Source organism: Acinetobacter wuhouensis, from assembly GCF_001696605.3.
Classification (GTDB): Bacteria; Pseudomonadota; Gammaproteobacteria; order Pseudomonadales; family Moraxellaceae; genus Acinetobacter; species Acinetobacter wuhouensis.
Genome location: NZ_CP031716.1, coordinates 2,090,748 through 2,103,791 on the forward strand (window position 1 = coordinate 2,090,748; position 13,044 = coordinate 2,103,791).

The 13,044-nt window shown below is 38.3% G+C and carries 13 protein-coding genes; 4 read left to right on the top strand and 9 right to left on the bottom strand.

Annotated features, from left to right (window positions below; translation table 11 throughout):
* Position 1: 1 nt before the first annotated feature.
* The 4 genes from ble to cysK all read right to left on the bottom strand — a co-directional run bounded on the left by ble (position 2) and on the right by cysK (position 3,615).
* Entirely contained in the window at positions 2 to 367 is a 366-nt protein-coding gene (gene ble, locus BEN71_RS10655) for a bleomycin binding protein Ble-MBL (RefSeq protein ID WP_004201167.1), read from the bottom strand.
* A 3-nt stretch (positions 368 to 370) separates the two neighbouring features.
* On the bottom strand, positions 371 to 1,183 hold the full coding sequence (locus BEN71_RS10660) for a subclass B1 metallo-beta-lactamase NDM-1 (RefSeq protein ID WP_004201164.1): 813 nt from the start codon (positions 1,181 to 1,183) through the stop codon (positions 371 to 373).
* Positions 1,184 to 1,283: 100 nt separating this feature from the next.
* Positions 1,284 to 2,309, bottom strand: coding sequence for an IS30-like element ISAba125 family transposase (locus BEN71_RS10665; protein WP_004994718.1), 1,026 nt, complete (start codon positions 2,307 to 2,309; stop codon positions 1,284 to 1,286).
* Between the two features lie 307 nt (positions 2,310 to 2,616).
* Positions 2,617 to 3,615, bottom strand: coding sequence for a cysteine synthase A (gene cysK, locus BEN71_RS10670; RefSeq protein ID WP_068974266.1), 999 nt, complete (start codon positions 3,613 to 3,615; stop codon positions 2,617 to 2,619).
* Positions 3,616 to 3,846: 231 nt separating this feature from the next.
* Here cysK and plsB point away from each other — a divergent pair, with 231 nt between their 5' ends.
* Complete coding sequence (plsB, locus tag BEN71_RS10675; protein WP_068974267.1) at positions 3,847 to 6,051, top strand: glycerol-3-phosphate 1-O-acyltransferase PlsB; 2,205 nt, start codon at positions 3,847 to 3,849, stop codon at positions 6,049 to 6,051.
* 84 nt (positions 6,052 to 6,135) lie between these two features.
* Here plsB and BEN71_RS10680 read toward each other — a convergent pair whose 3' ends face one another.
* Both BEN71_RS10680 and BEN71_RS10685 read right to left on the bottom strand, forming a co-directional pair.
* Positions 6,136 to 6,813, bottom strand: coding sequence for a class I SAM-dependent methyltransferase (locus BEN71_RS10680; protein WP_068974268.1), 678 nt, complete (start codon positions 6,811 to 6,813; stop codon positions 6,136 to 6,138).
* A gap of 45 nt (positions 6,814 to 6,858) precedes the next feature.
* Positions 6,859 to 7,503: a TetR/AcrR family transcriptional regulator gene (locus BEN71_RS10685; RefSeq protein WP_162994927.1), complete on the bottom strand. Its 645-nt coding sequence runs from the start codon at positions 7,501 to 7,503 to the stop codon at positions 6,859 to 6,861.
* A 402-nt stretch (positions 7,504 to 7,905) separates the two neighbouring features.
* Here BEN71_RS10685 and BEN71_RS10690 point away from each other — a divergent pair, with 402 nt between their 5' ends.
* Both BEN71_RS10690 and BEN71_RS10695 read left to right on the top strand, forming a co-directional pair.
* Complete coding sequence (locus tag BEN71_RS10690; protein WP_068974270.1) at positions 7,906 to 9,147, top strand: OmpP1/FadL family transporter; 1,242 nt, start codon at positions 7,906 to 7,908, stop codon at positions 9,145 to 9,147.
* A gap of 199 nt (positions 9,148 to 9,346) precedes the next feature.
* Positions 9,347 to 9,595: a hypothetical protein gene (locus tag BEN71_RS10695; RefSeq protein ID WP_068974271.1), complete on the top strand. Its 249-nt coding sequence runs from the start codon at positions 9,347 to 9,349 to the stop codon at positions 9,593 to 9,595.
* A 95-nt stretch (positions 9,596 to 9,690) separates the two neighbouring features.
* On the opposite strand, the gene BEN71_RS10700 is transcribed toward BEN71_RS10695, so the two are convergent.
* Entirely contained in the window at positions 9,691 to 10,446 is a 756-nt protein-coding gene (locus BEN71_RS10700) for a phosphodiester glycosidase family protein (RefSeq protein ID WP_068974272.1), read from the bottom strand.
* Between the two features lie 198 nt (positions 10,447 to 10,644).
* On the opposite strand from BEN71_RS10700, the gene BEN71_RS10705 reads away from it, so the two are divergent.
* The gene (locus BEN71_RS10705) at positions 10,645 to 11,184 is read left to right on the top strand and encodes a lecithin retinol acyltransferase family protein (RefSeq protein ID WP_068974273.1); all 540 of its coding nucleotides are present in this window, start codon (positions 10,645 to 10,647) and stop codon (positions 11,182 to 11,184) included.
* A gap of 170 nt (positions 11,185 to 11,354) precedes the next feature.
* On the opposite strand, the gene BEN71_RS10710 is transcribed toward BEN71_RS10705, so the two are convergent.
* Together BEN71_RS10710 and BEN71_RS10715 are read right to left on the bottom strand one after the other, a co-directional pair.
* Entirely contained in the window at positions 11,355 to 11,804 is a 450-nt protein-coding gene (locus BEN71_RS10710) for an SRPBCC domain-containing protein (protein ID WP_068974274.1), read from the bottom strand.
* 98 nt (positions 11,805 to 11,902) lie between these two features.
* On the bottom strand, positions 11,903 to 12,952 hold the full coding sequence (locus tag BEN71_RS10715; protein ID WP_068974275.1) for an aldo/keto reductase: 1,050 nt from the start codon (positions 12,950 to 12,952) through the stop codon (positions 11,903 to 11,905).
* Positions 12,953 to 13,044: the final 92 nt, after the last annotated feature.

Sequence of the window (13,044 nt, forward strand, 5' to 3'; positions counted from 1 at the left end):
GTCAGTCGGGGTTCTGGATCAGCCGCACCAGCGTGCAGTCGGGATCGATCAGGTAGCCGATCCTCAGGCCGCTCGCCTCCAGTTGCGGAGCTTTGAAGCGCGGCCAGCCGGTGCTTTTTTCCTCGGCTCCCGCCGCGTTCACCAATGCCACCATGGCATCGAGATCATCCAACCGCAGGCAACAGCCGAACGAGCTCGTAGCTGGGTCGAGGTCAGGATAGGGGAAGAATTCGAGCTGCAAACCGCCGCGCTGCAGGATCATCCAGCCGCGATCCTTCCAACTCGTCGCAAAGCCCAGCTTCGCATAAAACGCCTCTGTCACATCGAAATCGCGCGATGGCAGATTGGGGGTGACGTGGTCAGCCATGGCTCAGCGCAGCTTGTCGGCCATGCGGGCCGTATGAGTGATTGCGGCGCGGCTATCGGGGGCGGAATGGCTCATCACGATCATGCTGGCCTTGGGGAACGCCGCACCAAACGCGCGCGCTGACGCGGCGTAGTGCTCAGTGTCGGCATCACCGAGATTGCCGAGCGACTTGGCCTTGCTGTCCTTGATCAGGCAGCCACCAAAAGCGATGTCGGTGCCGTCGATCCCAACGGTGATATTGTCACTGGTGTGGCCGGGGCCGGGGTAAAATACCTTGAGCGGGCCAAAGTTGGGCGCGGTTGCTGGTTCGACCCAGCCATTGGCGGCGAAAGTCAGGCTGTGTTGCGCCGCAACCATCCCCTCTTGCGGGGCAAGCTGGTTCGACAACGCATTGGCATAAGTCGCAATCCCCGCCGCATGCAGCGCGTCCATACCGCCCATCTTGTCCTGATGCGCGTGAGTCACCACCGCCAGCGCGACCGGCAGGTTGATCTCCTGCTTGATCCAGTTGAGGATCTGGGCGGTCTGGTCATCGGTCCAGGCGGTATCGACCACCAGCACGCGGCCGCCATCCCTGACGATCAAACCGTTGGAAGCGACTGCCCCGAAACCCGGCATGTCGAGATAGGAAGTGTGCTGCCAGACATTCGGTGCGAGCTGGCGGAAAACCAGATCGCCAAACCGTTGGTCGCCAGTTTCCATTTGCTGGCCAATCGTCGGGCGGATTTCACCGGGCATGCACCCGCTCAGCATCAATGCAGCGGCTAATGCGGTGCTCAGCTTCGCGACCGGGTGCATAATATTGGGCAATTCCATCAAGTTTTCCTTTTATTCAGCATTAAAAACCCCGCAAATGCGAGGCCTAGTAAATAGATGATCTTAATTTGGTTCACTGTAGCAAAAATATGGGGCGAATTCAAACATGAGGTGCGACAGTTTCAAAAGCCATATGATAATCAACAAGCTGAGCAAATTTCTCTAATGGTGTAAGCCAATCTAACGCCTTTCTAGGACGAGTATTCAGTGACATGGCAACTTGATTTAAATAATGCTGATCTGCCTGATTTAAATCAATCCCTTTAGGTAAATATTGCCTAATTAAACCATTCATATTTTCGCATGTGCCTTTTTGCCAGGGTGAATGTGGGTCACAGAAATATACATCTATGCCTAAATCTTCTTCGAGTATTTTATGTTCTGACATCTCACGTCCACGGTCATAGGTCAACGTTTTACGCAGTTCTGCAGGTAAATATTTCAGAGCTTCAGTTAAAGCCTTGCGCACTGATTCTGCCTTTGCATCAGGTAATGTTGCCAAGATACAGAGCCGTGTATTTCGTTCAATAAGTGTTGCTATCGAACTTTTATTGTCTTTACCTTTAATTAAATCAGCTTCCCAATGACCCGGTATTTTTCTTTCTTGAACTTCGGCTGGGCGCTCATGAATAGTTTTAATATCCTGTAATATAGAATCTTTTTTAGGTTCACCGTTAGCTTTTCGCTTTTTATTTTCATGACGTAGACAGGATAATAAGTCTTTTTTCAACTCACCCTTTGGTAATGCTCGTATCGTTGAATAAATCGTTGTATGGCTTACATTCATTGTTTGATCCAAATCAGGAAATGTCTTTAAACGCTTTGCTATTTGCTGAGGAGACCATAAACAACGGATCGCTTCAACAATAAATTTCCAGAGGATTGAATCGATTTTGAGTTTTCTGTGACCACGTCTACGTCTAGCGAAGGTGTTATCAGAAGCATATCGAGCTTGATAAACGTCATTGATGCTATTTCTTTTAAGCTCACGATAGATCGTACTAGGATGTCTTTTAATGAGTTCAGCAAATTTTCTGGCTGAAAAGCCTTCTTTTCTTGACTCAAGCATTAATGCAGTACGATCTTCAAAGTTAAGATGATGGTATGACAATTTTATATACTCCATAAACCCTTTAAATTAATTAGGTGGTTTATGTCGCACTTCAAGTTTTACTCTGCCTTTAATACAAAATGGTTGGAAATTAAAAAATAATGATAATGGTATGAATCTATTTTGTTATGACACATATATCAGTTTAAATATCTTATATCCAACTCAATTGCGTTATGTATCCCAAAATGGAGATAGCTTTGAAATTAATGACTATCTAACCGAGTGGTATATTGAATATTATTTCTATGGTAGTGATATTCATTATTGTACATAAAAAAAAAAGCCTCAAACTGAGGCTTCTTCTAACACCAACTACAAATCAATCCGCTGAAATATCTTCAAATAACACAGAAGATAAATAACGCTCACCCGCATCAGGAAGAATCACCACAATGGTTTTTCCTGCATTTTCAGGGCGAGCCGCAAGTTTTGCAGCAGCAGCTAAAGCCGCACCACTAGAAATACCCACAAAAACACCCTCTTGAGTTGCACTTTGACGTGCAAAATCAATCGCTTCTTGGTTTTCAATTGCGATTACTTCATCCACCAAACTTAAATCTAAGTTTTTAGGAATGAAGTTTGCACCAATCCCCTGAATCTTATGAGGTCCTGGTGTCAAGGTTTCGCCACGTTTAGTTTGACCAATAATTGGAGAATCCGCAGGCTCAACAGCAACAGAATAAATTGGCTGTTTTTTTACATTTTCAAAATAACTCGAAATACCTGAAATCGTACCGCCTGTACCAACACCAGCAACGAGAATATCAACTTTACCGCCTGTAGCCGCCCAAATTTCAGGACCCGTCGTGGTTTCATGAATCTTAGGATTTGCTGGGTTTTCAAACTGTTGTGGTAAGTAATACGTTTCAGGCTGTTCAGTCGCTAAACGCACAGCTTCATCAACCGCACCTTTCATTCCTTTTGCAGGTTCAGTCAGAATCAAATTTGCACCCAAAGCTTTTAATACTTTACGGCGTTCGATACTCATACTTGCAGGCATGGTTAAAGTAATATCATAACCTTTCGCCGCAGCAACAAATGCCAAAGCAATACCCGTATTTCCGCTTGTAGGCTCAACGATGTGCATGCCTTTTTTCAAAAGACCTTTTGCTTCAGCATCAGCGATCAAAGCAGCACCGATACGATCTTTTACAGAAAACGCAGGGTTACGGCTTTCCACTTTAGCAAGTACAGTAGCACCACCCGAAATCAGACGATTAATACGTACTAAAGGTGTATTACCAATCGCTTCAGCGTTGTTGCTATATACAGCAATACCTAAATTTTCAGTTGCTGGGAAATTTGGATCTGTAGACATGGTCTTTCCTTGAATCTAAATATGTTATATCACTCTATCATAATGCTTTTTTATGAAACTTTGATATTCGGTTACTGAATTTAATTATATCTATATCGAAATAGATTATTCATATAAATCATAAGTTTAGTTTTTAAGCAAATTGTTTGACTGAATTGTCATCAAATCAAAGTGTATATTTGTATATTATTTCAAGCATAATAACGCTATGACGCTAACCTAGAGAATATTATGGCAAGCAATGCTTATCAAAAATTTTACCGACAATTTACAAAAAAAATCTTAGATAAAATCGTAAGCCCACAAGTTTTAGGTGATACAGAAAAACTGGAAAATACTATACATGATCCGAATACACCAAATTCACCGATTTGCTATGTGATTCAAGACGATTCAACATCAAATAAAGTCTTAATTGACAATGAAACAGAAAAAAGAAATTTAAGCCCTGCTTTTGCACCATTGGTTTTATCTGAGAATTATCAAGAAGATGATTCTTTCATTATTTTAGAACCGAGTAAGAGTAACGCTTCAGCTTATTATCCTGACAAAATTATTCGTCTGGTTGAATTTTTATTAAAACATCCTGAACAAGATGTGCTTTTAGTACCCACTACGATTCTTTGGGGACGCGCGCCTGAAAATGAGGACAGTTGGTATAAAGCTTTGATGGCAGATGCTTGGACGAAACCGACGGGGATTAAACAAGCGCTCAATATCACGCTCTATGGACGTGATAACTATATCGAATTCCATCAAGCGATTTCGTTACGTTCACTAATTGATTCAGCTATTGAGCTTACACCGAACTTCTCACCTGCACATTATGTGGTGACTGAACTCAACAAACAGTTTAATGGCTATAAAGAAGCCATTTTAGGTCCTGATATTTCTGACCGTCGTAACGTCATTAAAAAATTAATGATGTCGGAAGCCGTCAAAGAAGCCATTCTGAATGAAAGCATTCATAAAAAAATCAGTGTCAATGAGGCTGAAAATTTAGCCCATAAATATTTAGATGAAATTGTTTCGGATTTTTCATATTCAACTTTGCGCTTTGCTGAGATTGCCCTGACCAAACTTTGGACACAGCTTTATGACGGAATCGAAGTGCATAATTTCGATACAGTCCGTGAACTCGCCAAAGATTATGAAATTGTCTACACGCCGTGCCATCGTAGCCACATCGACTATTTATTATTGTCTTATGTGATTTATAACCGTGGTTTGATGATTCCGCATATTGCTGCGGGTATTAACCTCAATATGCCTGTGGTTGGACAATTGATGCGTGGCGCGGGCGCGTACTTCATTCGTCGTAGTTTCAATGGGAATGCACTTTACACTGCTGTCTTTAAAGAATATATCTACAGTATGCTCAGCCGTAATACACCGATGGAATATTTCATCGAGGGTGGCCGCTCACGTACAGGTTTATTGCTTGCACCGAAAAAGGGCATGCTCGCTATGACCATTCAGAGTCATTTACGTGGTAATAGTAAGCCAATTGCATTCATTCCAACCTATTTCGGTTATGAAAAATTGATGGAAGGCAGCTCTTATATCAAAGAATTAGGAGGGCAAAAGAAACAAGCTGAATCATTGTTTGGATTGTTAAAATCTATTCAAAAAATTGAAAAAGTCTTTGGTGTCGTTCATGTAAATTTAGGTGAGCCAGTGTTCCTTGATGACTTACTCAAAAAACACAATGCACCTGAACATGTTGCTTTACATGAAGAAATGCCTGCTTCGGTTAAAGCAACGGTGAATGATGTTGCGATCGAAATTTTAGAAAATATCAATAAAGCAGTCGTGATTAATCCAATCAGCTTGATTTCTCTTGTTTTATTAAATGCACCGACACATGCCTTGGCTGAACGTGAAGTCATCCAACGTTTAGAGCAATTAAGAAACTTGCTCAAACTATATCGTTATGATGAACGTATGAAAATGACAGAGCTTTCAAATCAAGAAATCATTCAATATGCAATGAAGCTTAAGCAAGTTGAATTGATTGAACATGATAATGAGCGCTGGGTAAAAGTCAGTGATACCCAAGTCGGTTTACTAAAGTACTTTAGTAACAACATTTTGCATACTTTTATTCTGCCTGCATTAATTGCCAAAGTATTGAAGACACAGACTGAACAACAAGTTTTTGTCATTGCTAAAGCTGATTTATTGAGCCAAGTGATTGCACTTTATCCTGAAATTCAGAAAGCCTTTTTCTTAAAATGGGATGAATCTGAAGTTCAAACTGAAATTGAACAGCTTTTACAATATTTCGTGACTGAGAAATTAATTCAAATCAATGATCAAGATCATATTCAAATTTCTGACGCTGATCCAAAAGTTCGCTTACTTTCTGCTTTTGCACATTTATATGATGTCAATGTCGTAGTAAAAGACGCTGAGAAAGAAGATAAAGAGAAATAAGCTTTTAAAATTGAATTTAGAATAAACAATCCCTTCACTTACTTTTGCATCATGAAAATTATGCATCAAGTTGAAGGGATTTTTTTAGCTCTTTAATCCAATAAAACCATAATAATTCAATACCTGTGCAAAGGTTTCTATAGTAGAAAACCCTGCTTGCTGATATAAATGCTTCATTTCATCTACACTGATCAATGCAAAGTCTTGATCAATACGATTTGCCATAACCTCAGCCTGCTTCTCAGATAAGCCTGTTTTTAAAGCAAGTATTTTCAAGGTTTCTAATTGTTGAGGATTTGAGATTTGAGTGAGTTCATAACTTAAACACAATCCAAATTTACTTAGGCTATTTCCAATATCTTTAAAAAAATGTCCTTTTTGTTGTGTCGGTACAAAATGCGAAACCAAAATTGCCAATGCAACATCAAAAGTTTCATTTAAACTGGATAAAACTGAAGTATCACCCTGTACAAATTGAACCTGATTTGAAAGCCCTGAATCCGCAATATATTGTTGCGCTTTTTCAATCATATTCGGTGCAGGATCAATCGCTGTAAATGTCCAATCAGGAAATTGTTCAGCTAAATATTTCAACTCATAGCCTGTACCACAACCAACCACTAAAATATTTGCGTTCGACGGCGCATAGGTTTTCAATAAAGCATGCACTTGCAAATGAATCATTTCATAACTTGGAATCAATTTACGGATATGCTCATCATAGCCATCGACTACAACAGGGTTGTTAAAATCCTTTGCCATCTTTCCATCCTTTAAGAATGTTGAATTTAGAGATTTTTAATACGGCTACTTCGACGATTCAACATCTTGAACTTGCTTCACTTTCACCGCTTGCAAACAAAAATCAGCAATTTGCTTCACAAAATATTCTTTATAGGTTTTGTCAAAACGGTTGGTTTTAGCAATACTTAAAGGCTCAATCACCACGAACGTCATCGCCCCCACAATACATAGTGCCGTGGTATTTAGATCTTCAAAAATGAATTCACCAGAATGGCGACCTTCGGTTAGTATTTTAAGAATACTTTCTTTAATCAATTGCTTACTTTGAAAACGTTCCAATTCAAATTGTGGATCGACAGGTTCAAATAAAAGTGAATAAGACAAACGTGGGCTGTTCATCGCACGTTTCACAAAGGTCGTCACTGCACGATGTAACTTTTCCACAGCAGTCTGTTCGGTATGCGCAATATCATTGAGAATATTGACTTCGATATGAATTGCGGCATTTAAAACTTCAATTAAAACCTGATTTTTATTTTCAAAATAGCGATAAACCAAACCACTCGACACCCCTGCCCGATCTGCAATCGCTTGAATTTGCGCATCTTTAAATCCTCCTTGTGCAACCAATTCCCGTGCAGACAATAAAATCATCTCACGGTTTTGTTGCATCTTTTCTTCCATCACAGAGGATCGTTTATAACTCATGACTTTATAAAAATTCCATTTAAAAATAAAAGATTAAAAAATTTAAAGTAAATTTTACCCTAATTTTTCGATGTGGTAATTCAGACTAAATACTAATGAGTTTCGACTCAATTAGCTATCCTTTGGGCAGTAAACCTTTTTGCAATGAATCAGAGTGTATATTGAATAAGCACAATCGTGAGAGAACACTCTCAAATAGATTGATTTTATGCATGATTTGTAAAGAGATTGTCCGAAAATCCCCCCTTATATTGGTCAAATCTCCCCTTTATTCACTTGCTTAAAAATGATTCACTAAGTTGATCAAAGAATCGTATAAAAGCTTTATAAATTAGCCTTTTGGGTTAGATTATTTATAAAGTTTCTATACGGTAATAACGATAATATTCAAGGAAGAATAGAATGAAAATAAAACCACTTATTTTAAGTATGTTGCCGATTTTAGCGACGACATATAGCCACTCAGCTGCAATGGATCAGTCTGGACAGTCGATTTTAGCCTTTCTTGAAGATAAAAATTACGTTGAAGCCAGTATCGCTGTGGTCGATCCTGATGTATCGGGTAAAGTTCGAGATCGTCCAGATCTTGTCAATGTAGGAAGTACCGATCTCAGCACTGGAGATATGGCAGAATCTTTTCAATATTATAATGTTGCACTCAAACTCCAAATCGCGCCGATGGTGTCTTTTGGTTTGATCTATGACCAACCCTTCGGTGCAGCTGTCAAATACCCTTTACGTGACAATAATACATTTTCAGACAACAAGATCAGTCAAACAGGAACTGAGGCCAATGTCGATACCCAAAATATTAGTATGCTCTTTGGCTTCCAACCTGACCCACATTTCAACCTCTATGCAGGCGGTGTTTATCAAACTGTAAAAGGTAATGTGAAACTTCGTGGTAATTCCATGAGTATTTTCAATGGGTATGATGCCGATTTTAAAAAAGATAATGCAGTTGGTTGGCTTGCTGGTGCAGCATTCCAAATTCCAGAAATTGCACTAAAAGCTGCCGTGACGTATCGCTCTGAAATTAAGCATAAGTTACAAGCAACTGAAAGTATTTTTGGCGAGCCTCTAGTCCTCACTGCTGATACAAAAACTGAAATTACCACACCTCAATCGGTCAATTTAGATTTTCAAACTGGGGTTTATAAAGATACACTGGCATATTTAAATGCACGTTGGGTCAATTGGAAACAGTTTGAGTTAAGACCGACACAGTTTGGGGCTTTGACTGAAATGGCGACAGGTGAACTCAGCCAAGGGCTTTACTCAGGTGGTTTCAATCTTGATGATTATCATAAAGATCAATACAGCGTCACACTGGGTTTAGGTCATCAATTTACAGAAAAATGGGCAGCTTCTGCGGATGTGTCTTGGGACTCTGGTACAGGCAATCCTGCCTCTGTACTCAACCCAACTAAAGGTGGCTGGGGCTTAGGCTTAGGTGTGCAATATAATCCTGCACCAAACTATTTCATTGCAGGTGGTGTGAAATATATTTGGATTGGTGATGCAACAGCACAAGATGGTACATACTACCTCCCTGTTCCTGGTATTTCTGAAATCGCCCAACAAGGAGACTATAAGGACAATACAGCGATTGGATATGGTCTAAAAATGGGTTATCGTTTTTAATCCATTCTATTGGATTTGGTTAAATTAAGGTTTTAGCGTAGACTTCTTTCACTTGTAACACTTAACGAAAGAAGTCTTTTTTATTTTCAAATATAAATTCATTTTTCAGTCATTTGTACATGTTATACATCAAATAACGGAAATTAAAAAACAAGTTAGCGTCTAACTTAAAATCTCAAAAATTTAAAGGTATATCAATATGAAACTCTTACGTTTAATTCCAGTTTTGGCATTGGGTACAATTTTAACTGCTTGCGGTGGCTTACCTAAAGAGTGTGAAGAATCGTGGAAACACATGGAAGAACTCGGCAAGCAAAGTGGCATGCCTGAAGAATCGTTAAAAGAACAAAAGAAAGCGTTTGAAGAAGAAATTAAGAAGTTATCTAAAGATGAAGCAATTCAAGCATGTAAAGCGCAATCGTCAATTCTTGGAATGGTTAAACAATAATTTCTTATAGTCACCTAAGAGCAGTACGCATGTTAAAAAAATTAGCATAAATATTGCTCTTTTTAGATTCCTAAAAATAATAATACCTAAGCTCATCAATCACATTGTTTTGATTCATCATAAATAAACATCGGTCCTAATTCATAAATTTGATCATTGCGTTTGGCTTGCGGAATATATGCACTGGAAATAGAACCATCTAAGTATAAGGCTTGGTTGATTTTTAATTGTGTTTTGAAAATATCAGCAAAATCATAAAAACTGATTCGTCCACGACTAATCACAAAATATAACTGATTGTTTTTGATTCCAACACCGTTACGGATTTTCAATGATTCTGAATTTTTCACAAAAATCGGATTGATGCTTCCATTTATCACCAACATCGGACCTGACTGCGTGGCATAGGTGGATTGGAAATCTGTATTTTTAAATTGTTGCGTGGTTTGAATGACTGCTTTATTTTTATTCCAAGCCACCACGCCATTGGGTTGCATAAAGAAATTACCAAATTGATTTTTTTGAAGATTCAAGGGATAAAGCTGTTTTGACTGTTCGACATATAAACCTACGGGTTCAAACGTTGCGTGATACATCCCAGCATTCATTGCAAAACTAAGTCGACAATCTTTATGTTTTTTCAGAATTGCTGAAAAGCGTTTAAAAGGCTTATTTTGTGCATCATTTAAGGCTAGTTTTAGTTTATGAAATTCATCGATTTTGACAACATCTGCAATAACTTGATTGTTATGCTTAATTTCAAAATATTCGGTATTGGCTAGCGTTTGTGATGGCATTCCACTCATACCAAACCACGATAATAGCAACGGTAAAGACACTTTTAGCTTCATATCATGTACACAAATTCTATAGAAATCCCCCCTATTCTAAGCTGTATAGCTTCGATAAATGAATATTATTTATCATTTTAGATGCAAATTTTTACTTAATTATCAATTTCAAGGCTTCTATATTCACATGACATCGCTATAATGGCTCTGTCCTTTCAATTAAATACATGTGTACACTTTATTTGAACTGAGTGGAATATGCAGATTAAATCAGTAACAACAAAGTATGCTCTAGGTTCGCATCTTATCGTAAAACATTTTGGCTATAGCCATCATGGGATTTACGCCGGTAAGGGACGCGTCATTCATTATTCTGGTTTTGCACACCTTTTCAAAAAACGCCCGATTGAAATCACCACACTAGAAAAGTTTGCTCATGGTAAAACCATCCATATTCGTCAATATGAACAGCCCAAATTTAAAGGTCGCCATGTGGTACGCCGTATGCGTTCACGCATGCATGAAAATAATTACCATTTAATTATTAATAATTGTGAACACCTCTGTAGTTGGGCAATCACAGGAATTGAAAGTAGTCCTCAAGTGGTCAAAATGATGAACCGTTTAACCACGATTGGTTATATCAGCTCTATTATGACCTATATGAATGGTTTATTTTTAACGATTGCAACCACATGTTTTGCTTTAGTTTTATATATAAAAATGAAACTGAGAGCCCAATCTAAACTTAAACTTCCAACTTATTTATCGATTAAAGAACAACAATCTAAAAAATAAAACAACTAGGCAAAAAAAACCCTACCGAAGCAGGGAACGAGAAATATCACGTTTTTTTCAAGGTGAGCATAACGCTCAACCTCAATATGAATAGCATTCCGATAAATGTCAATAATTAATTAAATTACAATAATTTAATAAAAATAAATTAACATTTTTTTTACAAAAACTTAACGGTTAAATGGTGGAAATTTGTCATCTATTAGATTCAATTTTATACCATGTTCCAAATAAGCTTTTAAATTATCAATGACTGTTGTGAATCCACCTGTAGCATCGACAACAAAAGCGATCAATTCCGCCCCTTGTAATGGAATATCGTAATTTCTGATTTTTAAGTAGGTTTGCTCTGCACTGACCTGTTCAAAAATAAAATCTACTGTCGATTTCGGATCTCCCCAAATCACTTGAATCAGTCTATTTTCAATGATATTTAACACTTTAACTTGTGCGGTCACTTCATATTTAGCCCAACGCCATTCTACAGTTTTGCCCTGTTCTAATTTTCCAGTTGAATGACTAAACCAAAATTGCGTGGTGATTTCAGGATTGATAAAAGCATTAAAAACGTCATTGATCGGTTTACGGATCAGCATTTGGGTTTCAATGGTTGGGTTCATTGTGTTGCTCCAAATTGAATGTATAAACAATGTGATACCACATCATTTATAGATGCGGTATTTTTATTTTGTTAATCATTTTTTGATCAGTTTGTTTACTATGCTATAAAATTGGATTTAACAAGTGCATGGTATCGTTCTGAAAATTGTCCATTCCAATAAGGATAATAGGGATAAGGCGGATAAATCGCACTTACAGTATCCAATCGTTGGATTTGATCTTCATTCAATTTAAATTGATTCGCTTCAAGATTTGCAGACAATTGTTGCGAATTTCTAGCGCCGATCAAGACAGTTGAAACTGTTGGTCGTTGCAATATCCAATTAAGTGAAATTTGTGGAATAGAATAACCCGTTGCAAGTGAAATATCCTGAAGCACATCTAAAACCTGATACAGATATTCTTCATTGACTGGTGGTGCGAATTGCGCTGTTTCATGTAAACGACTATGTTCAGGTAATGGATGATTTCGATCAAATTTACCCGTCAGTCTACCCCAACCTAGTGGACTCCAGACCACAGCGCCAATTTTTTGATCGTGGTTTAAAGGCAGCAGTTCCCATTCATAATCACGTCCAATCAGTGAATAATAAATCTGATGTGCGCTGAATTTTTCATAACCATAACGATCCGCAATTGCTTGGGCTTTCATTAGCTGCCATCCTGCAAAATTGGATGCACCGATATAACGAACTTTACCACTTTTAACCAGTTCATCTAGAGATGACATCAGTTGTTCTAGTGAGGTAAAACTGTCAAATTGATGAAGTTGTAACACATCTATATAGTCGGTATTTAGACGCTTTAGAGACTGCTCTACAGCGTGGATCAGATAATGACGTGAATAACCTACATTATTGATTTGTTCATTGCTTCGTATGCCAACTTTAGTAGAAATAATGACCTGTTGACGTTGATTGGTTAATGCTTTTCCAAGCATCCGTTCAGATTCACCATCTGAATAGACATCAGCTGTATCAAAATAGTTAATACCTGCGTTTAAACATTGCTGAATCATTTGATTGGCTTCAGTCTGATCTGCCTGCCCCCATGCTGAAAATAATGGTCCCTTACCTCCCAATGTTCCTGCACCAAAACCAAGTTCTGAAACTTGTAATCCTGAACTGCCTAGAAAGTTATATTTCATGTGAATCTACCATCAGTGATTGATTCATCACAGAATAATCATCGTAAATATTCAAATAAATACGAATAATCAACAATCATTTTTCTGATTTT

Excerpts from the sequence above, each read along its gene's own strand:
- plsB (WP_068974267.1), top strand. The coding sequence starts at position 3,847 with ATGGCAAGCAATGCTTATCAAAAATTTTACCGACAATTTACAAAAAAA.
- BEN71_RS10700 (WP_068974272.1), bottom strand. The coding sequence starts at position 10,446 with ATGAAGCTAAAAGTGTCTTTACCGTTGCTATTATCGTGGTTTGGTATG.
- BEN71_RS10710 (WP_068974274.1), bottom strand. The coding sequence starts at position 11,804 with ATGAACCCAACCATTGAAACCCAAATGCTGATCCGTAAACCGATCAAT.
- BEN71_RS10690 (WP_068974270.1), top strand. The coding sequence starts at position 7,906 with ATGAAAATAAAACCACTTATTTTAAGTATGTTGCCGATTTTAGCGACG.
- cysK (WP_068974266.1), bottom strand. The coding sequence starts at position 3,615 with ATGTCTACAGATCCAAATTTCCCAGCAACTGAAAATTTAGGTATTGCT.
- BEN71_RS10680 (WP_068974268.1), bottom strand. The coding sequence starts at position 6,813 with ATGGCAAAGGATTTTAACAACCCTGTTGTAGTCGATGGCTATGATGAG.
- BEN71_RS10685 (WP_162994927.1), bottom strand. The coding sequence starts at position 7,503 with ATGAGTTATAAACGATCCTCTGTGATGGAAGAAAAGATGCAACAAAAC.
- BEN71_RS10715 (WP_068974275.1), bottom strand. The coding sequence starts at position 12,952 with ATGAAATATAACTTTCTAGGCAGTTCAGGATTACAAGTTTCAGAACTT.
- BEN71_RS10705 (WP_068974273.1), top strand. The coding sequence starts at position 10,645 with ATGCAGATTAAATCAGTAACAACAAAGTATGCTCTAGGTTCGCATCTT.
- BEN71_RS10695 (WP_068974271.1), top strand. The coding sequence starts at position 9,347 with ATGAAACTCTTACGTTTAATTCCAGTTTTGGCATTGGGTACAATTTTA.
- BEN71_RS10665 (WP_004994718.1), bottom strand. The coding sequence starts at position 2,309 with ATGGAGTATATAAAATTGTCATACCATCATCTTAACTTTGAAGATCGT.
- ble (WP_004201167.1), bottom strand. The coding sequence starts at position 367 with ATGGCTGACCACGTCACCCCCAATCTGCCATCGCGCGATTTCGATGTG.
- BEN71_RS10660 (WP_004201164.1), bottom strand. The coding sequence starts at position 1,183 with ATGGAATTGCCCAATATTATGCACCCGGTCGCGAAGCTGAGCACCGCA.